Origin of the sequence: Pseudomonas spirodelae (genome assembly GCF_034653255.1) — a bacterium.
GTDB classification, from domain to species: domain Bacteria; phylum Pseudomonadota; class Gammaproteobacteria; order Pseudomonadales; family Pseudomonadaceae; genus Aquipseudomonas; species Aquipseudomonas spirodelae.
Window position 1 is genome coordinate 1 of sequence record NZ_JAYEET010000024.1, and the last position, 24,166, is coordinate 24,166.

The following is a 24,166-nucleotide window of genomic DNA, read 5'->3' on the forward strand; positions in this document are numbered from 1 at the left end:
GTATCGGGCTTTGGCGATTATGGCCACCTCACCCCGCTGCGCCGCCTCATCCGCTTCCTGTTCGTCAGGCCAGCATTTTGCCTCGGGCTTCCTTCAGATTCGCAGTCGCCCGCGACACCCTTGCCTTCAGCTAACACTTCCCCTTGCCGGGTGTGTAGAGGACTTTCACCTCCAAGTCGCCAGGCTCACCACCACAGTGAACCCGACAGCGCCAGTCACGGCGCTACGCGCCATGCCTGGCGCACCACAAAAAAGCCGCCTGATCAGGCGGCTTTTTTACAGCAGTGTGTAGCGCCGCGTGAAAAATCAAAGCGTGAAGCGCGATAAATGCCGCATGGTATGAGTTTCACATGCGGCAACTGAATTACCAAAATTACGGATTAGGGAAAGGAGCGGTGGGTGGTGTAAAGGAGCTTGTGTACAGCGCCTTGCCCTTGGTGAACCTAAACTCGTCTACCCAGCCATGCCAGTCGCGCACACCTGGTGCGTTAGGGTCCTGACCAATCGTAACCTGGCTTACGTTATCAGCAGGAACAGCCGCACTGGAGCCCTGCAGGAACCCGTTAACGAACAGACGCAGGTTTGTACCATCGTAGGTTGCAGCCAGGTAGACCCAGTTACCCACTAAGACGGGTGAAGAACCGATCAGCAGAACCTCCCCCGCACCAGTGCCCACCTGGCAGAATGGGAACACCTGACCAGAGACAATCCTGTTACCAATAATCCAACCCGACACATAGCCCTCCCCCGCGTTGCCCTTACGTGCCAGGTAACGCGGCGTTGAAGTTGGCAGCGACTCAGCCCTAAACCAGCACTCAATAGTAAATGCGCCACTAGGGTTGAGCAGGTTGTCATGTGGAGTCGTCAGATAGTCGCCGTTACCGTCGAGCAGCAGGCTGGCACCTCCGAATTTGGACTGGTCAGTATCGATCTGAGCGCTACCGAAACGAGTCCAGACACGCCCAGACGCGTCATTAATCAGGGTGCTGCCGTCAACACCGTCAAAGTGCAGCAAGCTCGCTACGACCTCTTTGTTGTCGTAGTTAAAACGATGCACGTGGCGCTGCAGGCTTGCAATGGCACCACGCACAGACCACAACTCAAGAATGACGTCGCCGGTGTAGATGGCCCCCACAACTTGCGAGGTACCGGTTAGGCCAACATAAGAAGCCAGCACAGCTCCGTTATCTGCGCGCAGAACACGAGCGCTGTAAGTCACACCGGCCTCGGGTCCAATGCTGCCCTGGGTTGCGTCGATCAACTGGTCAGCCTGCATCAACCGATCACGGTGCGCCCACGAAACGGTCATGGGACCAGTGATTACTGTCGGGTACCCGTAACCATTGATTTTGAAACCACCTGGTGAATACGGGCGCCCCTGGCGCCCAGCCAATGCTAGCGAGTCCGTAGCTGCCAGGCCCTCCGCCAATTGCCCTTGGCTGGTATTGGTCAGTATGCGCGCCTGGACAATCACACCGCTGGTGTACTCAGTCTCGTCCGCCGCCTCGAAACCGTCGTAGAACCAAATACGCGCGCCCGCAGAGTGCTGAGCAGGGACGGTGTCGACGCAGCCGCGCGCGAGGGTCACCTGATTGGTGGTCAGGTTGACGGCATCGACCCGCACAATCTCGTCGTCGAGAAGTGCAGCCTGGCCAATCACGACCTGGTCCAGCTCTATCGCGCTGGCCAGTGCCGCAACAGTGGGGCCAGCCTCTGCTGACATTGCACTGACGAGCAGTGCTGTCGGACACCAATCGCCGGTGCCGCGCTCGATGAATGAGCCGCCGCCGGGGCGAGTCAGGATTGTGTAGCTGAGGGATAAACCCGTCGGACGAGCCGCCAGGGTACTGAGCCATGCGGCGGTTACGTCGACTAAGGCCAAGTTAGCCTGGTCAACCAGGCCGGCCAGTTCGCGATACGGCACCTCCATCAGCCGACGCAGTGCGGGCGCCGTGGGTGTGCGGTCAGGCGGTACATAGCCACTGGGAGGTACGGCGACAAACGATGTAGCCGGCAGGCCAAACACATCCTGCAGGGCGGTGATGGTGATCACGCCGTCAGCCAGGGTGCCGTCTTCAATTTTGCCAGCGCGCACCACCAGCACTTCAATGCCACGCTTCAGAGAGCGAATGCGGAACGCATCGCCTGGGCCAATATCAGCCGCACGGCGGTCGAGGCGCACCTTATATTTGCGCAGGTTACTGGCTTTGATTCGCATATCGCGCTGCGCGACACGGCCAGCCAGGTCTGCTGTCGGCAGCCAAGGGTAATTCACGGTCTCAGCAGATGGGCCGCCCTGACGCTGAGCGATGGCCTGGTTAACTGCACGCGCCCGACGACTCTCTCCAGTGATCGGGTCGGTGTACTCAACGAATAGCTGGCTCGGGGCGATGAGCGCGCTACTTGCCTCTTCGTCTTCGATGCTGAGCAGACCCCTATTCTCATCAAACAGCGGTAGCGCCTCGACGTTGTAGTCGTCTCGGAACAGCTTAAGGGTGATCAAGCCGGTATTACGGTCTGGCCCACAGTACGCCCCAATGTGCTCACACACCTGATCGCGGAAATCAGCCAGGGTGCCCGATGAGCGCTTCCAGCCAATGCACAAGCCAAACCCTTCGTTGTAGAGCTTCAGCGCGGCAGCACGGAATTCCGCGTCATCGAGCATTGAGCGATCGATGCCCAGGCCGTTCTCGCGATTGGTGTAAACCTCATAAAGGATGTGCGCCGGGTTCATGGCCCGCACCTGGCCGGCGGCCAGGTTGATGGCGCAGGTTTCGGGGTACCAAACTGCGCCGTCCCAACCCTTCAGCTGGCGGTACCGCAGCAGCTCCCACTTTTTTGGGTAAGGGTTGATTGAGGTAACCAGGCCAGAGAAAAACCCACCCGCGAAGCCTCGAAAGTTCGGTACCAGCCCGCCCAAGGCATCGGCTAGTTGGGTGTTAAGCGGTTGATCTTCGTCACCCAACATAAGATCAAGTTTGCCATTGATCCCACCTTCAGCCTTGTCACCGCCGAATAGGTCGGGGGCATTGATGCTGATGGTCTGGTTGGTGGTGGCGTTACCGGTCCAAGCGGTTTTACCACTGGCGCGGATAGTGAGGATGCCGTCGATGGCCTTGGCAATGCCGAAGTGGATATCGAAAGAATAGCGAAAACCGACCGTTTGCGCCTTTGGCTTACTGCCCATGGCGAGCCTCCTCAACACTGCGCACGTACTCAACCAGGTGCAGGGCCAACGCGTTGCCAGTGGCCACCAGCACTTCAGCATCGATGCCCTCACGCACAAAGGCCAGCCAGTCCAGCCCCTGCTCGGCAAAGAACGCCCGCGACTGCTTGGCGCAATAGCCGGTGCGCGTGGTCCAGGTAGGTACTGTGTGCAAGTGCTGCACGGTCACTATTAGGCGCTCGCTCACTTCTTACTCCCTTTGGTCTTGATAGCCTGGCTGCGCTGGTTGCGTACCGACAGCACCATCCAGTCCTTGCCCCACACCTGCCCGAATATCCATTCCTTCTCCGTGCCCTCGTCGCAACGTGGGAAGTCGAAGTCTTGGAAGGCGGCTGGTTTGGGCTTAGCCACCTTAGGTTGGTTAGCTGCGCTCATGAGGTAGCTGGCGACAAGAATTGCAATCTGTAACCACATGTCAGAACACCTGATCGCCGTCGAATGGGGATTTGCCGTCCATCTGCGGAGTGGCCCGCAGGTTGGCGAGGTTGTTGAACTTGGTGTGGCAGGTGCTGGCAAGGAAATCGCAACCAGGGAACACACGGACGGCCTGGCCGGCCGAGAGCGCCAGGGTGCCGCCGAGCATGCCCAGCACGCTGCCCGCATGTGACTCAATAGTGCGGTTGTCGTACTCGCCCTGGCCGATCGGCCACTCCACCGTGCCACCGGTAAACCAGCCATCCGGGTAGGCGGCGAACGCGCCACTACTAATAGAGGCACCTGTTTTCGACTGGATGGTGGTGTCGACGCGCAGTGGGTTGAGATCAACCTTGCACCAGGGCGAACCGAGGTAAGTGGTGCAGGTGCGGCTGTAGGTGTCGACCAAACCGGGCCGCTCCATTTCCGCATCGATGTCTCGGCAGGTGATGCTGCACTTATCGAGCGCCGGCCAGCGCACATTGGCGATGTTGCCGGTGTAGCGCCATTTGCGCTCTGGCTCGCCGTAGTGGCCGTCGTAAATGATGATGCCGATCAGCGCACTCGGCTGGCTGTTACGCCATGGCTCGGCGACCTCTATGTCGGCCGGGGCGGTGATCACCAAGTTATCTTGCTTGGCGACGCCAGACTGGCGAATGCCAGCATCACTGATACCACCGCGCAGCGTGCGATACACCTGCGTACCGATGGTGATGTCGCGGTCGCTGCTGTTGTAGAGCCAGCGCAGCACGCCCCGGCGAAACTCGTAGTAGCGAACCGGCGTACCGGCATCTAACGATTGCTCGCGGCTGTTAAAACTCATCGTCGCGCTCCTCGCGAAACACCGTTGCCCAGGCGGCAACGCCTTCGCTGTCCGTCATGTGCTCGATCTCCTGCTCATCGCTCTCGAAGCGCATGAGGTTCATCCAGCTGATGCGCGCAACCTGCTGCGGCTGCACCTCAACGCCTAGGGCGCTATCCAGGGCCACGCGCTCCACCTGGTTACTCAGCTCAGTTGAGCCAATCAACCGACGCATAAAAACCGAGCCATCAACCAGCTCAATGCGGACATCGCGGCGCCCCGGCTTGCCTGAGCTGAAGCGCGTGTAGCCGATGTAGGCGATGTCCAACGTCGTAGCCAACGCCGAAACCGTGGCCACCAGCGTTAGATCGTCCATGTGGCTCGGCACCCACACGACCTTTTGCCGGCCGCGCATGCCATAAATTAAAGAACGCACCAGGGCACGCGCCTCGCGGCCGAGGTCAAGGTGGCGCTGCCCCAGCATCTGCAGCGCGCGCTTGGCTGTGTCGGTGATCAGTGGCTGTGCAAAGCCGCTGTCGAGCGTTGAACGCAGGCGCTGCGCGCTGTGCGTGAGGCTCTCGCTGTCGTCAGGGCGGCGATCCCATACCGGCCTGCCTCTATATAAAGATGTAGGCAACCACTCCGGCCAGTCACACGCCTCAACAACCAGGAACTGCACGTCAGCCTCGATCAGCTGATCGGTGAGTTTGCTCAGTGACGGTTCTTCGAGCAACTGCGCCGCGCGGGCGGGGTAAAGGCGCGTTCCAGCCGGCCAGACCTGCTGAGTGTTGCGCTTGAGCTGCAAGCCGCCGCTGAGTACTTCCAGGATCTCTACCGTCTCGCTGGTGAAGGCATCCTCGCCGCGCAGCATGGCCAGGCCACCATCACGAAAATCCAAGTACTGCGTGGCACATGGGATGAAGTCAGCATCAGCGGCAAGGCTGACATCAAGCAGCTGGATGTCAGGCCAGATGGGCATCGACCAGATGCGATCACTCCAGCCGAACAACGAAAGATCAAGCAGCTGGCGCTCACGCCCTTCGGCATACACCGGGCCGCTGAACTCACGGCGCGGGGCCAGCCGTAGTTGGCGCCGCTGGCTGACCGCAGATTCGCTCTGCAGGATGTCGGTCGATGCAATTAAACGCTCACGGATACCATCTGCCCAGTCGGGCACAAACGTCCAGGCGATGATGCGGTTGGCGGCGATGCGCACACCCGGTGTTTCGGCGTTATCGAATAGCCACTCAACCACTGTATCAAGCACCGGCTGGCCTTCAGGTGTAACGCTGACGTCCCAAGTCAGCTCCTTCAGCGCCGGGAATACCATCGGAGGCGCGGGCTGACCGACAACCAGGATGCCGTCGGCGGCACCCTCGATTGATGAGAGCGTGCGTGGGGTTAGGTGGGCATTCCAGAGTTGTACCGGAGTTGTTTGGATTGAAACGACGTTGCCAAGGTCGAGTCGCTTAGGGCTGATGTGGATGCGGTGGTAGTAGTCGTCGAGATAGGCCCCCAACCGCGAGGCAACGACGGTGTGGCCGTTGGCTTCGACGGGCCAGTGCGTTGTGAGCAGCGCACCACCAGGTCGACGCACGCTGTCAGTCGCCGCAATCGGAGAGGCGATAAACTCGAAACGGTAAAGGTCAGCCGCGAAGAGCGGGTCGGTAAACCCGCCCTGCGCGGTCTCTACATGCTGCGCGTTGAGTACAGTCACTGTTACGGCCCGTCGTAGCGGATTGCGTAGCCAAAAGTGCCGGTGTGGTCTTTGCTTATCCAGGAAGGCTCGCCGGGGGCCCCACCGTTGCGTTCTACTGCGTTACGACGGTGCCAGGGGTAAACCTTCCAACGGTCGCTACCCAGTTCGATGATCTGGCCGGGAAAATAATTGTCGATACGTACGTGCCTTATGTTGACCAGGTCGGCGACCAGTGCAGTTTTGAACGATGGCCTCATCTTGTACGCCCGCATTGGAATCAGGGCGGCTTCATTGTTCCAGGCGCTGGGCTGGGCTTGAATCAGCTGCGAAAAACCCCGCACGCCAATTAATTCTCCCGTCAAACTCGCTTCATTGAGGTGCCAGCCGTGGCCGTCCAGATCCGAATGAAGGTATATGTCCCGCAGAGCTGAAAACGCACGAGGCACTGTGTTCCAGCCCCATGCACCAGATGTCATCCCACCTACTACGGATTCGATCGCACCTCCAGTGGCGACCCGGATTGCGAACGGATGGATCATAGCGGGGTCGACGGAACTGATTGGTACTGAACCGCGAATCGCGGATACCCACATCCCTGTGCCTGCCAGCCCAGCTACTGCCGACCCTCCGAACGAACACCACTGATACCGATCAACGTCATACTGCACGACAAACCAGACCTCATCAGGGCCGGTGAATACAAAACACTCCCACTGCGCTGGGTAGGTAACGTCCAGCGTGGCAGCGCCAGCCTTTTGCATAAGCCGCCCGAGCTGCACAGCATTCGGCATATCCCCCGACCCCTCAGCTGTGCGGCCAGTCAGCGATAGGTTCAGGCTATCGTTGGTCAGCAATAAATGCAGGCTCCCTTTACTCAACACGTTCGTGCCGGAGTTCCAAGACCATCCATTAACTGTGCATGCACTGATAAGCGCAGAACGCAGCGCGGCCATGTCGACCGCTGAACCACTGTAGTGAGCCATCAGCCGTCTAGCCTCATTGCGTAGTAGTCGGTATGGCCAACCCGGCCAACATCCTGGATCACCACATACTCGACGCCGTCTACCACTAGGGTATTCTCGACAGCGTTGTTGAACCCGGTGATATAGAAAATGCCATCGAGAGCGCCCCACAGGTTTGTGCTGTCGTGCAGCTCAACAGGCAACAGATGATAAATACCCCCTGTATCGCGCAGGTTCGTGTTGAGAGCTGATGCGGCTGTGCCTGCAATGAACGTATTGCTCCAGGGGTAGCACTGTGGTTGCATCCAACCATCGTTGCCGCGTAACCCAAGCCGAGGGCTGTTGCCCTTGTAGCCTAGAGTTTGGTTTGCGGTTGTATCGCTAAAACGCAGCGCAGCAGCCCCCGTAAGCATGCCACTGCACACCACCGGATACGGGTACTGACTGGGTCGACCGTATGGCAAACACTTGCCCACATAGGCGCTCTCATAAACCGGCGTGCCCACCTTCATCGCCAGGGCGATGCGCTGGGGGTTGAGGGTCAGCCAGTAGTCGATGCGGTTGTTGTGTGCCGGCACACCGCTCAGGCGCGCACCGGGCTGCGTGTCGAAGGTATTGCCCTGCACGTAGCCGGTGAACACGCCGGCCAGCAGGTTGTAGTAGTCGGCCGAGGCGTCCTGGTAGGTACGAAACCCGACAAAGATCTCCTCTTCGCCGGTATAGCCCACGCCCTTGAGGATCAGCTCGCGGTTGGCTGGGGCGGTGTCGTAGCGCAGCACCGTCCAGCCGTTGGCGGCGGCGAAGTCGCGGATGGTTTCCAGCATCTTGTAGTGGGCGAGTACGCCGCCCGAGTTGTCGACGAAACCGATGGTATGAGGCATATCAGATTCCCAGGATCTGGCGCACTTCGGCGCCGTTCTGTTGCAGGTAAACAGCGAAGTTCTCTTGGCCGGCTTTGCCCCAGGCCATCGCCGCGATGTCCTCCGGGCGCTGGATGGCATAGAGGTTGACGGCGTTTTTCACGTTGGTACCGCCCGTTTTGCCGGGCTCCGACATAGTCGTGGCACCCATACCCGGCGAAGGCAGCGCCGGTGCCGGCACGCCGGCTAGGCCGCCGGTGTTGTGGCGGGCTGGGGCCCAGTCGTTGAGGGCGGACATACCGCGACTGTTGAAGTCTTCCAAGAAGCCGAGTGCACCAGGCTGCTGCACAACGGCGGCGCGGGTTACGAACTCATAGTCGCTCAGCAGCGCAGGGATGCTGTCGCTCGTGGTGGTGCCTGGCCCGCGCACGTGGCCACCATCGGCGAATGCACTGAATGCCAGGGCGGCGATGACAGCAGCAAGGCCCACAGCAGCTGCAGTACCGAATGAGCCGATCGAGGCAGTTACGGCCGCCGGCGTCCATGCGGCTGTGGTGGCTGCGGCGGCAGCGGTCTGGGTTGCGGTGCTGGCAGCGGCAGCGGTGGCCGATGAGGCCGTCATGGTTGCGTCTGCTGCCGTTTTGGTTGCGACCACAGAGGTGATCGCCGCCTGCTGAGCCATTGTCGTTTGCTGCACTGCAGCGATTGCTGCCGGAGCGGTATCGATGATGCCCTTGAACATGTTCGACAGACCATCCGTGGCCTGCTGGGCAATCTGCTGCGCAGCAAGATCAGCCATCGAGCTGGCGATGCTGCTGAGAAACGCTGTAGCCGCTTCCTGCAGGCTCATCGTGCCGTCAGCCAACCCCTGCAGGGCATTCTGGATGCCAGTCTCGAAACCCGATTTCAGCGAATTGGTGAACTCATCTGCAACGGTGCGCAGTCCCTGCAGACGGACTTCCATATCCTTCAACCGCTCGATGGCACCAGGGTCGCCGGTGACGGCCGCCAGCTCGCGCATCGCGGGCAACATTTTCTCTACTTCGTCAGCGGTTTGCTGGTTGAGCGCGAGGATCTGCTGGCGCGCGCCAATCTGGCTAATCAGACCAGCATCCAGCTGAGTGTTGATGGTCTGCTCGCGCCGTGCCTGCTCAGCGAAAAGGCCATCGAGCTGCTGGTTGAGTTGATCAAGCTGCGCGCGAGCCTGCTCTACGTTGATCAGACTATTAACCAGATCGACGCCAGCGGTGTCACCGCGCGCCTGCAGACGCTCCATCAGCTCGCCGTAGCGCTGCTCGATCTGTATGGCTGCCGCACCGGCGGTGTCGCCTTGGGCGCCGAGCAGTTGGGCGTTGAGCCCGGCGAGCTGCTTGCCGTCGGCATCGATCTCGCGCTGGCGTTCGGCCGCATCAATGAGTACCAGGGCCGCTTGGGCCCGGTCACGCATGGCGCCAGCAAGGCCGCGCTCGGCCAGGTCGTATTGGCGCACCTCCGCAGCGGTAAGCCCCAGTTTTGCGGCTTGCTCTTCCAGGCCTTGCACGTAGTTCAGTTGCTGGCGGGTCGCCTGCTCGGCGGTGCGCAGGACGGCAGCAGCAGCACGTTCAGCTTCACGCTGGGCTTGGGTTGCGGAACGCTGAGCCTCGGTGGCCTTGCGCTTGGATTCGGCCTCGGCGTCGTTGGCAGCTCGCTGTTGATCGGCAGCGCTGGCCGCTGCCAGCATGCGCTCGGCCTGCTCACTGCTTGAGTCGATACCCTGCTGCTCGATGATCTGCTGAGCGCGCTGCACGTTAGTGAGGTTAAGCAGGCTCTGCAGCTGCGCCTCGGCCCCCTTAACAAAGGCATCAGCCGCTTTGGCGCGTTCCTTCGAGGCGGCAATTGCCACGCGCTCAGCTTCAGCCGCGTCGCCTTCCTGCTTGGCCTGCTCATCACGCAGACGGATCTGTTCACGTAGGCCCTGTTCCTCAGCAGCCAGACGCGCCTCAAGCGCTGGGTCGATTGGTGAACCGGCGCGGTCACCGCGCACGCCATACATGGCCTCTTGGCGACGGCGGGCAATGGTTGCCAGTTTGTCTTCCAGGGTGTCGTCACGGCCCACATCGAGCATGGCATCCCATGCTTCAGCCGCGACATTCTTGATGCCCTGCCAGGCGGATTGGATAAGCCCCAAATTACCCACAATATCGGCAGATCGGCTCTGCATCGCTTCGGCCAGCGACTCCATGGCCAACTGCGCAGCACCGGCAGAATCGCCCTGCGCTTCCAGTGCGGCGATCTGCTCATACACGGCCAGTGTCAGGTAGTTGTACTGCTCATTCAGCGCAGCAGAGGCCTCGGTCGGCTCCTCGGTCAGGCGCTTGAACTGGTCGACAGTAGCGCCCACCGCCTGGCCGACGCTGTTCTCCATCACCACAGCAGTGGTACCGATCAGCTCGATCTGGTCAGCGGTGAACTTACCCGCTGCGGTCACCTCGGCCAGCGCAGCAGCAGCCTGGCGCTGTGTACCTGAAACACCGTCAATGCGTTGCGCCATCTGCGCCAGGCGATCAGAGCTGATGCCCGCCGAGTTGCCCGTTAAGGCAATGGCCTTTTCAAATTCATAGGCTTCGGCACTGCCTTGGACAAACGCCGCAATGGTCGCGCCAGCGGCGATGGTGATGCCAGCAATGGCCAATGTGAGTGGGTTGATCGTGCTGACCAGCGCACGCCCAGCATTGGCCCAACCGCCGAACGAATCTTTGATCTGCCCACCTTGCTGCACCGCCACCAGCCAGATCGGCATGCCGCTGGCCAGGCTGGTGGTGATGTCGGTGATCTGCATCGGCAACTGGCGCATGGCCTGCTGGTATTGGCCCGCCGAGATGGCCCCGGCGCGCATGGCTTCACCGGCGCCCGTAACCCGTGTGCGCTGCTCCTGCAGCTTGTTGTTGAAGTCGGTGTAGGTGTCGAGGTCGATGCGGCCGCTGGCGCGCGCACTGCGCAGCTGCTGCTCCATGTTGTCCAGTTCGTCCAGCTTACGGATTACCGGGTCAATCTTGCCGAGCAGCTGTTGCAGCTCCTGGGCTTCCTGCTCAACAGAGGCAGCAGCTTGCTTGGCGGCAGCGGCTGCGCGCAGGTCGGCCGCTGCTTTTTGCTCAGCAGCGCGCTCGCTGGCCATATACGCATTCATGGCCTGGGTTTGCGCGGCGGCGTTTTGCTGCCAGCTGCTGCTGGCTTCCTGGGTGGCGGTGGTCGTGCGCTGCAGGCTGTTGGCAACACCATCGGTGGCGGCTTGTTGCTGCAGGCTGGCATCAACCATCAACCGGATGCGCGCCGCCTGTTGCTCGGCTGTTTCGCCTACCTGGTTAAGTTGGGTGCTTGAGGTGGCAGCGGCCGCACCAACCCCTTCCACGGCCTGCGCCAAGCCCTGCAACTCGCGCTGGCCTTGTTCCAGGTCAGTGCGCAGGCGTAGCGCAAATTCAATATCACCGCGGTTACTCATGGGCCGGCATCCAGCTGTAAGGGATGCCGCCATGCTCGCGCGCGCGGGATGAGTTGTATTTTTGACGGGGCAAAAACAAGCCGCCCGAAGGCGGCCTGGTTTACTTCATGTCGTCATATATTTTTGAAATTTCCGCGAAGTCTTTCTGCCGCGCATCGAACTTCTGTTTCTCGGTAACTAGCACCCGCTGGCCTGGTGGTACGACAGTGTTGCGTACCAGTTGGATTATTGCGTTAAACAGTTTCATCTTCATTTCCTCGGGGCTGAATTGAGTGCCCAAAGAAATGGTACCCGCACGGAAACCCCTTCATTTTTTGTACTTTCCCAAAAAAATAAACCCTAAAAAAGCCCAGGAATCTCAGCCTGAATACCGCTGCAAAAGGTTGAATACCGCCCACTTATGCCATCATTCAAGCCACTGCCAGTCCGAGAGCAAACAGATGCAATTGTTCAAGTATTTGTCCCCAGCTCGACTTGATGTTCTGAAGAGTCAAATGATCTGCTTTTCATCAGCCGACAACCTAAATGACCCTTATGAGCTTGCTCCGTTTTTTAAGGGCTACTTGTACGATGACGGACTCCGTAAGTCTCTCGTTTCTAGAAGAGATAAAGAAATTGAGAGGCAAAGAGGTTCGCGGGATGAGGCTGAGCTAGAACGTATCGCCAATAAAATGAATGAACAAATAGAAGTGGCCTGTGGGAACACCGCTGAACTAATGACTCGTGTGAGTGCCGGCTTTCGGCATAACGCGATCAAGCATGTTGGGCTTTTAAGCTTATCGGTGGCCAAGAACCATCCGCTGATGTGGGCGCACTACGGTGTTGATCACACAGGATTCATGATGGAGTTTGATGCTGATCACCCGTTTTTCCACCGAGGCGATGGCGAGCAATCACTGTTTGGCCGCCTGCGAAAGGTCGAGTATTCCAAGCTGCGCCCTGTTGTGTATTGCGACGGGGCACGACTGCAGGAAGACATCTTTCTAGTGAAAAGCGAGCATTGGGAGTACGAAGCCGAATGGCGGATGTTTTTAAACCTGAAAAATGCCGATTACGTCGTGGAGGATGAGGAACTTGGTAAAAAGTACCACCTCTTCAGTTACCCCATTGAAGCTGTCAAATCGGTAACCCTTGGCTGCCGCATGAAAGATGAGACCAAGGATGCAATCAGGAAAATCCTAGCTGCAATCCCTGAGGCCTCACGCCCCAAATGCTTAATTGCAAAGCTGCATGTGGAGCGCTTCGAGGTTGTAGAGCTGGAAGGCTGAGTTTTACTCCTGCAACGTTTTTAAGTGTTGCTCGGCATCCTTGCCGCCGGCATACGCCTTGTTGATGTCCAAGAGTGTCTCGGCGCGTTCTTGTTGCCGGGCACGGATATCGGCCTCGAACAACAGCAGGATCTGGCGCCGCGTCAGCCGGCCGATGGACTCGATGTCACCGTATCCGCCCCGGATGAGCCGGGCGTAGACGTCTGCCCAGCGAGGCGTTTTGCCACCTCGCGCTCGCCCACTATTCGGTCGCGGACGCAGCGCCAGAAAAAAGGGCCGTTGGCGATCCACCACTTCATCAGCAGCGCCTGGCCCTGCTGTTGGTCTTTCAGCTCCAGCACCTCTTGCGGCTCTACGTCGGCAGCGCGGGCCATCGCATGGGCCACTAGATCGGTGTGCTGCCCAATCAGCGCCAAAATCTCGTGCAGTGGCACCAGCGTGCCGCCCTTGGCCATCTCATACAGCCCATCAAGAAACGGCTGCAGCTCGGCCTGAAGCTGCAGCCCCTCGATAAACCCATACTCACGCACCACCACCTGGCGGCCATTCAGCTCGGCCACCAGGTTGGGGTGCAACACTTGCAGATCATCAGCACCTTCGGCTGCTGCAGGGGCGGTGATCACGTCGCGCTTCTTACGTGCCATGGTCGCCCCTTAGTAGCCGATGGTGACTATGCGGCCGTACTGGCCCAGCGGACCGGTGGCCGGCTTGCTTGCATCGAGCAGCGGCTTGAACGATACCGGCGCACTCGCCAGCTGGTTACCACTGCTGATCAGGCTCAGGGTCTGCAACAACCCAGGGCTGACCTTGTAAAACTCGACAAGCACCGGTTTGCCACCTTCGGCCAAGTTGATGCCTTTGTAGCGCAATGCCAACTCGCTACGCTGTCCGTTGAGCAGCACGGCGGACTTGTAGGCCGCATGGGCGTAGGCCACCTTAAGAGGCATTGTGGGTGCAGGGGTGGTGGGCAGCGTGGTAAAGGTCAATTCACCGAATTGGTCGTATTCGTAATGCTCGGCAGCAATGGTAACTGGTGCACCAGCACTATCGGTTACCACTAGGCTGCTGGGGCCAAAGTGATCGAGCACCAGAACATCACCGGCCGCTACGGTGCCTAGGCTTTCATCGGTCACCGTACCGCTAGCTTGGCTGGTAGCCGTGCCATCGGTGAAGCGGGCAATGTTTTCGGTACTCAGGGTGTGCATGGTCGCACTGCCCTCAACGGTGATGCCGAGTGAGATCTCGCGCACCTCGGCATTTTTGCCGGAGTAGCTCTCCTTGTGGCTGAACTTATCTTCGCCCAGGGTAAAGCTCAGCTCGCTGACATCGCCCAGCCAAACCCAAGGCTCAAGGCCCAGGGCGTTACGCACGGCAACTTCCAGCACGCCTTTACTGTAGTGGTATGTCTCGTTCACTTGTCACCCCCGGTTTTCGACGTGGTTGCGGCTACCTCAGCAGCAGGCTGAGCAGCGATTACGTGTTGCGCGAGCAGCCAATCGCGGGCGGGCTCACTGACACTGATGGTTTCACCCGCGCGCTTTTGCACGCCGGCATGGGTGTGGTCTTTCAACAGCGTGACCTGGTGCATTTTGCTCATGGGGTTGCCCCTAGTACGTGGGTGGTGTGGTAAACGTCGATCCAGAGCACGCGCTCTTGATCACTGTCGAGCACCTGGCCTTTGAGCCAGATGCAGGGCAACCAGCTGCCTGGTGTCCAACCGATCAAGGCTTCACGCGCCTTGCCGGCAAAAATAGTGGCTTCGTCCTTGGCGGCTTCGGCGTGCGGGTCGCGGTAGTTGCGGGTGCAAATCACCACACCAAACACCGCCGACGCGGCAGACTTAAGGCGTGGCTGGCCACCGTCAGCGGCCGGGTTGCTCTCAGCAGCCAGCACCACGTAGCAGGTGCCCGTGCGGAAGTCCTGCAGGCCCTTGAGCGTGTGATACGCGGCAGCGCCATTGACCTGTTCGAACTCGCTCACCCGCTCGCGCAGGCGCTGCTCGATCAGCGATGTATCCAGCGGTGCAAAGCTCATCAGAAGGCCCGCCGGCTGGTGCGATCAAACACGCTCGGCGCGGACTCAAAGCGCACGTCCAACTGGTCAGGGTTGCTGCTGATGGGGTCTTCGGCGCCGAGGCTGAACTCGCCTTTGGCGATCAGCCCCAGGAACTTCATCGCATCCTTGTAGTTGCGCACGATCGGGTCTGAATCCTCTTTGCCGCCGCGATCCTTGTGCAGCAGGTAGCGCGCGATATCGCGCACCCAACCGGTGACCAACTTAGGTACCGGGCTCAGTGGCAGCGGGTAACTGCGCCGCGCCAGGTAGCCGTCAATCAGGCTCTCTGCCTCGGTCACGGCATCTTGAATACGTTGCAGGGCATCATCCGCCACGGCGACCTGGTCAACCGGCCAGGCGCTGCGGTCGCCACCGCGCAGGGTGGCTTCCATCAGGTCGGTGGCGAGCTGGCGGGCGTTATCGGGCGTGGCCACTTGGGCCAGCTCACGCGCACCAGGGCGCTCGGCCAGGTCGTCGGGGGTGATGTATTGCATGGCTTATTGCACCTCGACCAAGCCGCTGAAGATGCCGCGCTCAACCTTGAGGTTGGGCTCGCTTTGCAGCTGCTCGATCTGCTCGGCTGTCAGCGCATCCAGGGCAATGGCAAAACCCTCACGGGTAAAGCGAAAGCCGCAGCGGCGAAAGCCTTGCTCAGGGACGGCGGTGATCCACAGGCCTTCGATATCGCCGTCATCGTCTAGGGCTGAGTCATCGCTGCTATTGGCTGCATCACTGCTTGCAGGCGCTGTTGCTGCCAGCGCCTGCAATCCAGTGTCTGCCGCCGGCTCTATGCCCACTTCAGCTTCGATAATGGAAACGAGTTGCTCAGGCGGTAACACGTCGTACTGATCGACCTGGAGGAACTGGCCGACATGGCGCAACAAAGGCTCGTCGAGATCCTGCAACAGGATCACATTCACACCACCAGCCTTAAGCGCCGCGATGTACTCGCCAACGGCAAGGCCGCCAACAACCAAAACAGTCGGGGCATCCTGCCCCTGATTACCGGCCTCCAGGCCGGCTGACGCTTCGCTCACGGGTTGTACGGGGTCACCGGGCGGCGCCTTCGGAATCGGCGCCGCGTTGTCGGTAATGTCCGCCGGCTGGTTGCCCAGCTGTTCGGCAGTGGCAGAGGCAGCCGCAGGGGCTGCCTTATCTGCACTCTTGGCCGGCGCCTTGGTGCTGCCGGTGGTCTGTCTGCGAGCCATGCAACCCCCTTACAGCCATGGCGTGACAAGCACGTCCACAGCGTTGCGGTTGATGTTGGTGGTACCGTCGATCTGCTCGGAGTTGATGATTTGCAGCGCCTTGGCGCGCAGGGTCGGCGGTACCACCAGCATGGTCGGCTTGATGCCCAGCTTTTTGCCCTTGTCGCCGGTCATGCCCTGCATCGCAGCCATGGCCAGGTTGAAGTTCTCGCTGGTCAGCTCCTGCTTGGAGGCATACGCCAACTGCCACAGGCCGTAACCGACGTTCAGGCGCGCATCCGTGCCGTACACGAACTCTTTACGCATAAAGACGTTTTCGTCGCGGTCCTGGTCGAGCGCCACAAAGTTGTAATTCTTGCGGCGCTGCAGGATCAGCGGCTTCATCACGCGGCTGGTGTCCATCAGGTACCAGGCCGCGCCAGCACCACCCTGGAAGTTGCTCACGCTGACTTCCTCACCCGCTTCGTTGACCACCGGGTGGTCGATATCGAAGAAGAACTGGCCGTCGTAGCACTTCCGGCTGAAACCAGCCGTCAGCATCTCGTACACCAGCAGCGCCGGGTGGTTGGCGGCGTCCTGGCCGAGCTGCGCCATCATCGGGCCGAACACACCGAAGGTGTCGTCTTCGATGGTCTCGCGAGGCACGCCCACGGTGTTCTCGAAGGTTTTGTTCTTGATGGTGTAGTCGTGCAGTTTCAGGTTCTGGATGATGCGATCACCCAGCCACTCACGAAACGCCGTGGTGCTGCCCAACCAGGGGTAGGTTTCCTGGCCGGTGGTGGACGGCACGTCCATCACGAATGGGGTGAAATCCGGGCTGATACCGGCGAACGCATTCTGGAACGCGGCTTTGTAGCCGGTGAACAGTGCCCGTAGGTTTTGCTGATTAATCATCATAGGGTGTCGCTCCTTTAAATCTCGATCCAGACGCCTGCGCTATCCACATCGCGGATAACGCCAGCAACCGAACGGCTGTTAGTGGCAGAGGTTTTGGCAACCGTCTGGTCGTCGACGATGTAGGCCTCGGCACCGATATCGGCGCGGGTGATCTCGTCGGTGGAGGTGCTGTTGGCGAACGAGAACACGCCCCGGCGCGTCTCAACGCGCAGATCACCGGCCGCGCCGTCGCGGTTGTCGACATGCTCCTGGGCAACGCCACGCGCTTTGAGCATGGTGGCGGTGCTACCCGGTACGGCGAACCCGGTGGCGTTCAAACACACGATGGAGCCGGCAAAAATGCGTGCTGCTGCAGCTACCGGGTCGGAGTTCTGCACGCCATCACGGCGCACGGTGTTGCGGTCTTTGGTCAGCGCGGTCATGGCTTATTGCTCCTCGGCCTTGGCAGCCTTGAACTGTTCGTGGGTCAGGCCCATGCGCGAGCACACAGCCAGCTCATCCGCAGTCAGCCCGGTTTTCTCGTCGGCAACCGGCGGTTTGCCATCGGTCTGGCTGCCGAGCAGCGCCGCGATTGGCTTGGCCTTGTCCAGGTAGGCGCTCAGGGATGCGCGGTTGTCCTTGCCGAGTTCACGCGCCCAGCTCTCCATGCTCTTGTGCAAGCGGCCATCATCCAGTGCGCCCTTGATCTCGCTTTCCAGGTCGGTTGCATCGCGCTCACCGAGGCGAGCGGTCAGCGCGGCGATATCGGCCTGCATGACGTCAACGACTGACACCGGCACGAACTTCGCTGGATCAACGCTAATGGCCGCTTTGGCCTTGAGGCCGGTGCACGCTGCGATAAGCGCCTCGCCATTGGCCTTGTCATCTAGGCCCAGGGCGTTGCGCAGGTTGGTGGTGTGGGCGGAGAGCGCGGCGACTGCTTGCTCTTCGGTGGTGTTCTCGGCGAGGCCGAGGGCGGCGATTAGCGCCTGCAGCAATGGGTTCACGGGGTTTTCCTCTGATGAGTCATCGAAACAGCCGAACGACGCGGCGGCACGCAGGCTGAGTTCCTGCATGCCGTCAATGGCCGGGGCATTGGTGAGCGCGCCCATCTGCACGTCCAGGACGTCGCCGGTGGTCGGGTGGTAAAGGAAGACGGGGCTGAAGTACTGGTACTCACCCTCGGCGATGTAAGCGGCGGCACGGGCGGTGAGCTGCACCTGGGCAAACAGGCCTTGGCCCTCGCGCCATTCAAGGGCCGTGTACCAACCCGCAGCAGGGGCCGGCTGGCCGTTCTCTTCTTTGAGCAGGGTCTGGTGCTCGTAGTCGACCACGCGGCGGGTCTTGGTGGCGTGGAAGCGCTCGATCACCTTGGTGGCCACGGCCTGATCGATGTGCCAGCTGGGCACTTTGATCTCGCGCCCATCAGCCGGGGTGAAATGGCCCGCAGGGGTTACCTGCAACCAGATGGTGTTGTCGTCTGCCACCGCGCCCAGCGAGAAACTGCAGGCGGCGAGTGCAACGGCGAGAGGGAGGCGTTTTCTGTTCATGTCGCCGAGGATGGCGAATGCGCGCGCGAGAGTAATTTTGCCGAGGCAAAAACTTGGGCGGTGGGGTTTAGCGCTGCGGCCGTGAATTGTGCCCGCTGAGTTTGCTGGCATGGCCGCTAGGCGTGTTTATAAACGCTATCAGCGCGCTGAACGGGGTTGTATGGATACAAGGGCCGCGCCTGAGGCCCTTAAAACGCGTTACAGGGCTGTTTTCAGCTTCCGCCAGAATTTGGCAGCAAGTAGCGCATGGCGATGCCGGCGATGGCGTAGTTGTCATCCTCACTGGTACCCAGCCAAGGGCGTGCCGGGATCTGGATGGTGTACGCGCCGAGGGTGACCCACTGCGAGAAATTGCTTTTGCGCTTGCTGACGAACAGATTGCCCACATCGCCTGTCTTTTTGTCCTGCCGAAAATAGGCTTGCTGACTACGCGCGGCCACATCGATGCTGCCGCCAAAGTGGTGCATGGCGCCGTAGATGCGGTTGGTGCCAAACACCAGCTCGTTATCGTTCACCTGGTAGCGCAGGGTGTTCTTCAGGAAGCCATCCAGGGTGAGGATCTTGTCGCGGTTCTTCTTTTTGCGCTTGAGGTAGGCCGGCGAGAGTGCCTGCCAGGGCGTGCCATCCGGTGAACTCTGGCTGGCAAAGCGGCGGTCGTGGGCCAGCAGCAAGTACTCGCCGATATCGCGCAACATCGGCTTGGGGTCAGCAACGGCTGCAGCGGCCTCGTTGATGATCGCCAGCGCCCCAGTGCCATCAAACTCGAACGTTGCCCCAGCCATGGCTCAGTCCTCGCGCCGATAGAGGCGCACACCCTGGCGCACCAGGTCGGTAATGGACGCGCCAGCCGGCACGATGTCCCAGCGCCAGGCATTGCCAGCCAGCTCGACCATCACCAGTTGGGTCGCCTGTGCGCCCAGGTTAAAGCGCGCCAAGTAGCGGCGCAGCACCTGCGATTTGCGCAGCGGCTCGGAGTACTCCAGGCGCGTCCATACCTCATCAGGTTGTAACAGCGTTTCAGCCAGCAGCGGCAGCAGCTCGCCCTGGCCCTGCACAGCAGGTGCGCCGGTGGGTTGCTCGAACATCGCGGGGCCAACCGCAATACGCTCACCGAGCACGTCGGTGAGCAGCTCGGCGGCGTCCAGCTGGGCACCAAAGGCATCGAGCGCACGGCGGGCATATTCGGCATCGCTCATGCCAGCAGCAGGCAGGCTGGCCGGGTCCACCACGCGCGGTACCGGCAGCGCATCCGGTGCCAAGCGATTGGGTAAACCCGGTGCAGCAGACGGGATCAGCTCCTCGCCCAGGCGCGGTACCGGCACCTGGCTTTCCAGCCGCGACTGGCCAGGGATGTGCTCAAAGCCGGGGTCGATGCCCTGCGGCACCTCAACCGTGCGCGGACCCTGCGGGCTGCGCTGGCCGATGGTGCGGGTCTCCCACACGATGACTGGGGCGGTATCCGGGCCGGTTTTGCCCATGCGCACCAGGTCGTCATCGCTCAGGGCACGCACGCCGCACTGGCAACCCCAAGCGTTGATCGGGAAGTGGTACTGCCACCACGGGTCATCCCAGCGCAGCACCATGCCGTTCCAGGCTTCGTGCTCCTCACGCGGGAACTCCACGGCGTCGCTGTGCAGGTACTGCCAATACGGGCGCTGCTCGCGCACAGCCATCAGTTGCTCATAGCGGCCCGCCATGTAGCTGCTGCGCAGGTTGGTTTCGTAGATCACCCGCGAGCGCCAGTTGCGCCCGCCGTTGTAGCTCCAGCCGTACTTGGCCACGATGCGGTCGAAGTCCTGGCGGAACTGCTCCAGGGTGGTACCGCCCTCAATGGCGCGCTGCACCGCCTGGTGAAAGTCCGCCACCAGGTCGTTACGGTTGGCGCCGGCCACCACAAACGCATAGTCATTCTCGCGGCCGTATACATCGGTCCAGCCATTGGTAGGCAGGTTGAGCTTGCGGCGCAGGAACTCATTCTGCTCGCGGAACGGCAGCGAGGTGGCACTAACGGCCATTGGCGGCCTCCTGCACGATCTCATAACGGCCCTGCAGGGCAGCCGCAGCCAGCGCCTGGGCCATGGCCTCGGCGTACTGCTCGATGCTCATGTCCGGCAGCAACTCGGCCAAGCCATCGCGGATCTGCTCCAGGCTCTCGGCACCCTCGACCAGCTGACGAATGCGCGCGATCCATTGGCCGGTGATGGGCTGCAGGTCATCGTCCAGCCGATCAGTGGCGCTGCGCGCGGGTTGTTGCGCGGTGGCCACTGCACGGCTGGCAGGTGGCTCGGGCACTGGCGGGGCAACGGGTGTTGCGGCCTGCAGCTGCAGCACGTCTTCACCCTCGCCAGGCTCAGGGATACCCAGCTTCTCCTGGGCCCACTGCCGCGAGATCTTCATGCCTTGCTCAATCAGTTTGGGCAGTGCATCGGCGAACAGCTTTAAGTCTTCCGGTTCCTGCAGGTCAAACACCAGGCGCGGGCAGCGCTTCCAGCTGTCGGCCAGGCCGTTGAGCACGGCGATCGGGTAGATCAGGTCGCGGCTCAAGGTAGCGGCCAATTGGCCAGCGTCGGAGTCGCGCAGGTCCATGCGCACTTCGTTGTGCACGTTGCCCAGGGCGTTGGTGTTGGTGCCTTCGCCGGTACCGCTGGTGAGTGTGCCACCGAGGATGGCCTTGCTTTGGGTGCGCTCACACCAGTCGATCATCAACTTGAATGCGGCCGGGTCGCCCTGGGCGCCTTGGAGAAACTCCATCTCCATGCCGATCGGGATGATGCCCGCCGCGCTGTGGCCGAGCTGGGCCAGCGCTTGCAGCAGAGTCATTTTCTCTTTATTGGTCGCGCCACCCGGATACTTGCCCACGCGCATCGGGATGCCGTAAATCTCCAGGAACTCAGCCAGGTCGCCCACGCTGTAGTTCTTGAACAGGTACGGCCACACCAGCACCCGCATCAGCGCCGAGCGCTCCAGGTAACCGGATTTAGCCTTGTGCACGTGGGTGATCCAGCCGAACGGCTGCAGGGCCTCACCGCCCATGGCACCGCGCAGGCGTATCTCCTGGCGCTTGCCGCGCACCAGCTGAAACCAGGTTTGCGGCCGGTAGTCGATCGCCTTCGGCAGCCAGTCACCGTCGATGCGCTGCCAACCGTCATATTCCAAGCAGGAAAAACCCTTACCGATGGCATCGGTCAGGTCAAACAGCATGGCCTCAAAGTCATCCAGCCCGGCCAGCAGTGCCTGCAGGGCTGCTGCGGCGTCTTTCTCTTTGGCCGTTGGGTTATCCGGCGGCACGATTTGCCAGGGTAATTGCGACACCGCACGGCGGCGCTTGCCCATCTCGGCGTGCACGTGGCCATCCTTCTCCTCGATGTCCTCGAACAGCTCGTACTGGGCAACGATATCGCCTTGCTCGGCAGCGTCGAGGATCTGCGCCAGCTTGCTCGGCGTGAGGCCGCGCGAGGGGTGGTTGCCAACCTCATGGTGCAGGCTGGTGAGGTGCGCGGTTTGCGCGGCGCGGATCTCAGCCAGCTGGATCGGCTGGCCGTCTAGGCCGAGGATGCGGGATGTAGTCACCATGCTGAAGGCTCCGGTAATTCGATGTCGTTGTCTTCGGGGGCGGTGTTGTCAAAGCCCCGGCTGTGGCGCGGCACGGCGGTGAACTCAATGGCACCGCCCTCCATGAATGAGGCGCGCACGGCCATCACCAGCGACACCGCGCTGTCGCCGTGGCGCTTGGCCTTGCTGTCTTGTGACTGCAGGTCTTTGGTGCGGCCCTTGTCGATAACCGGCACGCCTTTGTCGACCTTGATCGAGAGCAGGTCATCCAGGCGCGTTTGGTGGCGGGCAATCTCTAGGTTGAAGGCCTCCAGCTCGCCTTTGAGCTTGGGCATCCACAGCGCGTACCACGCCAGGTTGAGCTGCACCTGGTCGACCAGGCCTGCGCCGTAACGCAGTGCAGCTTGCTCGGCCAGATAGCCGCCGTTGCCGGTGGCATCGAACGCCAGGCCACTGAGGCGCGGCAGGCGATCGCAGATGTAGAACATGATCTGCCGCTGCGCCTCATAGGTGAGGTTGCGCAGCTCTACCTCAAAGGGCACACGCTTGCGCAGCATTGGGTTGATCTGCAGCGGGGTGAACACGGTCAGGTCGCCACGCCGCGCAAAGTCTTCGCCGAAGGTGTGGCGGTTGCGCGGGTTGAGGCGTGCCAGCTCGGGGGCGAGGTTCTCCTCGCACCAGGCCTGGATCTCGGCCTCGCGCATGGCCGGTGTCCACTGCTCAAACCCTGCAGGTGCCTCATAGCGGTAAATGCGGATGGAGTGGTCGGTGACCATCGCCTGCTCGATCAGCACACGGCTCAGGTAGGCACCGCCGGATTTCTTCGGCACGCAGCCGTACTCTTCCTCGGCCGACTCGATGTTGGGGGCGTTCTTGTAGAGCTTGTCGCGCCATTCCTTTTCGGCCTCGGGTGACCAGTCCTGGCCGGTGACGTAGCAGATGCGCTTATACAGGCCCTGGACAATGGCCTCGTCGAGGGTGATGCGGTGGATGCTGTAGTCCTTGCGGCCCTCGCGGGCATCCTGGATGTAGCTGTTGAACGCGTTGTCCACGCCGTTGTGGGTGCTGATCAACCGCACCTTGTTGCCCCACATGGTCAGAGCAAGGGCGGCTTTGAGCAGCTCTTCCAGGGATTCATGGAAGGCCGCTTCGTCGATCACCACGTCGCCCTGCAGGCCACGCAGGTTGCTGGGGCGCGAGCTGAGTGCCTGGATTTTGAAACCGCTTTTCGGGAAGCGGATCATGTACGCCAGGATCTCTTCCTTGCGGCCTTCGTCCCAGAAGGTTTGCTCGTACACATCGGCCTGGGCCAGCTCGTTGAACGCCTTGGCAAACAACGCACAGGCGGCGATGTACTCCAGCGCCATCTCTTGCTTGCTGCCCACGTAGAAGGTGTTGCACCCGCCACGGCGGCGCGGCTTAGCGCCGTTGATCACGTTGCGCCCGGCCTCGGCCCAGGTCAGGCCGGTGCGGCGCGACTTCTCGGCGATCATGATCTGGCTGGTGTCATCGAACCAACGCTGCTGGTACGGCAAAAACACCGCTTCGGTACCGGGTACCGCATCGGCCATGTCCTGGGGCACCACTACGCCATGCAGCTCCATCTCGGCGGCGAGGTCGATCTTGCGCGGGGCTGTCAGCGCCTTGAGGGGCTTGTCCTGGCTCATTACGCCTTACCCATCAGCACACGGCGAATGCGGTCTTCGAGCTGCTCGCTCATACCATCGCTACCGCGCAGCTCTTCTAGGCGTTCTTCCTGCTCTTTGAGCAAGCGTTCGCGTGCATCTTTCGCCACGGCCTGGCGCTCTTTTAGGCTCAGAGCGCGGGTCTCTTGGGCGTATTTCGCGGCGCGGGCAAGGTCGAGCACATCACCGATATCGGTCGAGTCTTCGGCGAGGGCGTCATGCGATGCGCGAGTGGCAAGCGTGGTGACCGCTTGGGCCAGCAGCGCCCCCGACTTATCGTCGAAGTTCTCGCCCAGCTCAGCGACCAGGGCCTGGCTCGCGGCCTGGATCTCGCGGTGGCTGCGCATGATCTCGGCAAAGCCCTGCTTATAGCGGTGCAGCGCGGTGCGGCTGGGCACGGGCTCGCCGGGGAACTGCTCGTCGAGTACTTCCTTCATCTCGTCGAGGGTCAGCCGGTCATCTCGCAACATGCGGTTGATGAGGTCACGCACCTCATCACGGGCTTTATCGACGCTGGATTTACGCGCCATG

General features: G+C 61.1%; 25 protein-coding genes. 2 read left to right on the top strand and 23 right to left on the bottom strand.

All coding sequences use genetic code 11. From position 1 onward, the window contains the following. Positions 1-327, top strand: a 327-nt coding sequence (locus tag SOP97_RS07845; protein ID WP_322948836.1) for a hypothetical protein, incomplete at its 5' end; no start/stop codon positions are given. 46 nt (positions 328-373) lie between these two features. Here the strand turns inward: SOP97_RS07845 and SOP97_RS07850 are convergent. The 9 genes from SOP97_RS07850 to SOP97_RS07890 form a co-directional block, all read right to left on the bottom strand. Then, positions 374-3,187 (bottom strand): LamG domain-containing protein, encoded by a 2,814-nt coding sequence (locus SOP97_RS07850; protein WP_322948837.1) that lies wholly within the window; start codon positions 3,185-3,187, stop codon positions 374-376. Beyond that, the gene (locus tag SOP97_RS07855; protein WP_322948838.1) at positions 3,177-3,413 is read right to left on the bottom strand and encodes a hypothetical protein; all 237 of its coding nucleotides are present in this window, start codon (positions 3,411-3,413) and stop codon (positions 3,177-3,179) included. Before SOP97_RS07855 ends, SOP97_RS07850 begins: the two co-directional genes overlap by 11 nt. After that, positions 3,410-3,640 (bottom strand): hypothetical protein, encoded by a 231-nt coding sequence (locus SOP97_RS07860; protein ID WP_322948839.1) that lies wholly within the window; start codon positions 3,638-3,640, stop codon positions 3,410-3,412. The genes SOP97_RS07855 and SOP97_RS07860 overlap by 4 nt, the downstream gene beginning before the upstream one ends. Position 3,641: 1 nt before the next feature. Next, positions 3,642-4,463 carry a phage BR0599 family protein gene (locus SOP97_RS07865; protein ID WP_322948840.1) on the bottom strand — a complete coding sequence of 274 codons (822 nt, stop codon included), beginning with the start codon at positions 4,461-4,463 and terminating at the stop codon, positions 3,642-3,644. Then, positions 4,453-6,159, bottom strand: a complete 1,707-nt coding sequence (locus tag SOP97_RS07870; RefSeq protein ID WP_322948841.1) for a hypothetical protein — start codon at positions 6,157-6,159, stop codon at positions 4,453-4,455. Before SOP97_RS07870 ends, SOP97_RS07865 begins: the two co-directional genes overlap by 11 nt. Before the next feature lie 2 nt (positions 6,160-6,161). After that, positions 6,162-7,124: a hypothetical protein gene (locus SOP97_RS07875; protein ID WP_322948842.1), complete on the bottom strand. Its 963-nt coding sequence runs from the start codon at positions 7,122-7,124 to the stop codon at positions 6,162-6,164. Beyond that, the gene (locus SOP97_RS07880; protein WP_322948843.1) at positions 7,124-7,984 is read right to left on the bottom strand and encodes a hypothetical protein; all 861 of its coding nucleotides are present in this window, start codon (positions 7,982-7,984) and stop codon (positions 7,124-7,126) included. Before SOP97_RS07880 ends, SOP97_RS07875 begins: the two co-directional genes overlap by 1 nt. Before the next feature lies 1 nt (position 7,985). Beyond that, positions 7,986-11,441 carry a phage tail length tape measure family protein gene (locus tag SOP97_RS07885; protein ID WP_322948844.1) on the bottom strand — a complete coding sequence of 1,152 codons (3,456 nt, stop codon included), beginning with the start codon at positions 11,439-11,441 and terminating at the stop codon, positions 7,986-7,988. 100 nt (positions 11,442-11,541) lie between these two features. Beyond that, on the bottom strand, positions 11,542-11,688 hold the full coding sequence (locus SOP97_RS07890) for a hypothetical protein (RefSeq protein ID WP_322948845.1): 147 nt from the start codon (positions 11,686-11,688) through the stop codon (positions 11,542-11,544). Positions 11,689-11,881: 193 nt separating this feature from the next. On the opposite strand from SOP97_RS07890, the gene SOP97_RS07895 reads away from it, so the two are divergent. Further along, on the top strand, positions 11,882-12,709 hold the full coding sequence (locus tag SOP97_RS07895; protein WP_322948846.1) for a DUF2971 domain-containing protein: 828 nt from the start codon (positions 11,882-11,884) through the stop codon (positions 12,707-12,709). 143 nt (positions 12,710-12,852) lie between these two features. On the opposite strand, the gene SOP97_RS07900 is transcribed toward SOP97_RS07895, so the two are convergent. The 14 genes from SOP97_RS07900 to SOP97_RS07965 form a co-directional block, all read right to left on the bottom strand. Further along, entirely contained in the window at positions 12,853-13,353 is a 501-nt protein-coding gene (locus SOP97_RS07900) for a DUF6631 family protein (protein ID WP_322948847.1), read from the bottom strand. A 9-nt stretch (positions 13,354-13,362) separates the two neighbouring features. Then, positions 13,363-14,124 (bottom strand): phage tail tube protein, encoded by a 762-nt coding sequence (locus SOP97_RS07905; protein WP_322948848.1) that lies wholly within the window; start codon positions 14,122-14,124, stop codon positions 13,363-13,365. Beyond that, a complete protein-coding gene (locus tag SOP97_RS07910; RefSeq protein WP_322948849.1) occupies positions 14,121-14,306 on the bottom strand; it encodes a DUF7210 family protein in 186 nt (61 codons plus the stop codon). The genes SOP97_RS07905 and SOP97_RS07910 overlap by 4 nt, the downstream gene beginning before the upstream one ends. Then, positions 14,303-14,743, bottom strand: a complete 441-nt coding sequence (locus tag SOP97_RS07915; RefSeq protein WP_322948850.1) for a phage tail terminator protein — start codon at positions 14,741-14,743, stop codon at positions 14,303-14,305. The genes SOP97_RS07910 and SOP97_RS07915 overlap by 4 nt, the downstream gene beginning before the upstream one ends. Next, positions 14,743-15,258 (bottom strand): gp436 family protein, encoded by a 516-nt coding sequence (locus SOP97_RS07920; RefSeq protein WP_322948851.1) that lies wholly within the window; start codon positions 15,256-15,258, stop codon positions 14,743-14,745. The genes SOP97_RS07915 and SOP97_RS07920 overlap by 1 nt, the downstream gene beginning before the upstream one ends. A 3-nt stretch (positions 15,259-15,261) precedes the next feature. Continuing rightward, positions 15,262-15,972 (bottom strand): HI1506-related protein, encoded by a 711-nt coding sequence (locus SOP97_RS07925; protein WP_322948852.1) that lies wholly within the window; start codon positions 15,970-15,972, stop codon positions 15,262-15,264. A gap of 9 nt (positions 15,973-15,981) precedes the next feature. Then, the gene (locus SOP97_RS07930) at positions 15,982-16,869 is read right to left on the bottom strand and encodes a Mu-like prophage major head subunit gpT family protein (RefSeq protein WP_322948853.1); all 888 of its coding nucleotides are present in this window, start codon (positions 16,867-16,869) and stop codon (positions 15,982-15,984) included. 14 nt (positions 16,870-16,883) lie between these two features. After that, a complete protein-coding gene (locus SOP97_RS07935) occupies positions 16,884-17,291 on the bottom strand; it encodes a hypothetical protein (protein ID WP_322948854.1) in 408 nt (135 codons plus the stop codon). Positions 17,292-17,294: 3 nt separating this feature from the next. Beyond that, complete coding sequence (locus tag SOP97_RS07940; RefSeq protein ID WP_322948855.1) at positions 17,295-18,398, bottom strand: phage protease; 1,104 nt, start codon at positions 18,396-18,398, stop codon at positions 17,295-17,297. A gap of 212 nt (positions 18,399-18,610) precedes the next feature. Beyond that, positions 18,611-19,180, bottom strand: coding sequence for a phage virion morphogenesis protein (locus SOP97_RS07945; protein WP_322948856.1), 570 nt, complete (start codon positions 19,178-19,180; stop codon positions 18,611-18,613). 3 nt (positions 19,181-19,183) lie between these two features. Next, positions 19,184-20,413, bottom strand: a complete 1,230-nt coding sequence (locus SOP97_RS07950; protein WP_322948857.1) for a PBECR2 nuclease fold domain-containing protein — start codon at positions 20,411-20,413, stop codon at positions 19,184-19,186. Next, entirely contained in the window at positions 20,403-21,971 is a 1,569-nt protein-coding gene (locus SOP97_RS07955) for a DUF935 domain-containing protein (protein WP_322948858.1), read from the bottom strand. The genes SOP97_RS07950 and SOP97_RS07955 overlap by 11 nt, the downstream gene beginning before the upstream one ends. Further along, complete coding sequence (locus tag SOP97_RS07960; protein ID WP_322948859.1) at positions 21,965-23,617, bottom strand: terminase large subunit domain-containing protein; 1,653 nt, start codon at positions 23,615-23,617, stop codon at positions 21,965-21,967. The genes SOP97_RS07955 and SOP97_RS07960 overlap by 7 nt, the downstream gene beginning before the upstream one ends. Then, a complete protein-coding gene (locus SOP97_RS07965; RefSeq protein ID WP_322948860.1) occupies positions 23,617-24,165 on the bottom strand; it encodes a phage protein Gp27 family protein in 549 nt (182 codons plus the stop codon). Before SOP97_RS07965 ends, SOP97_RS07960 begins: the two co-directional genes overlap by 1 nt. Position 24,166 lies beyond the last annotated feature (1 nt).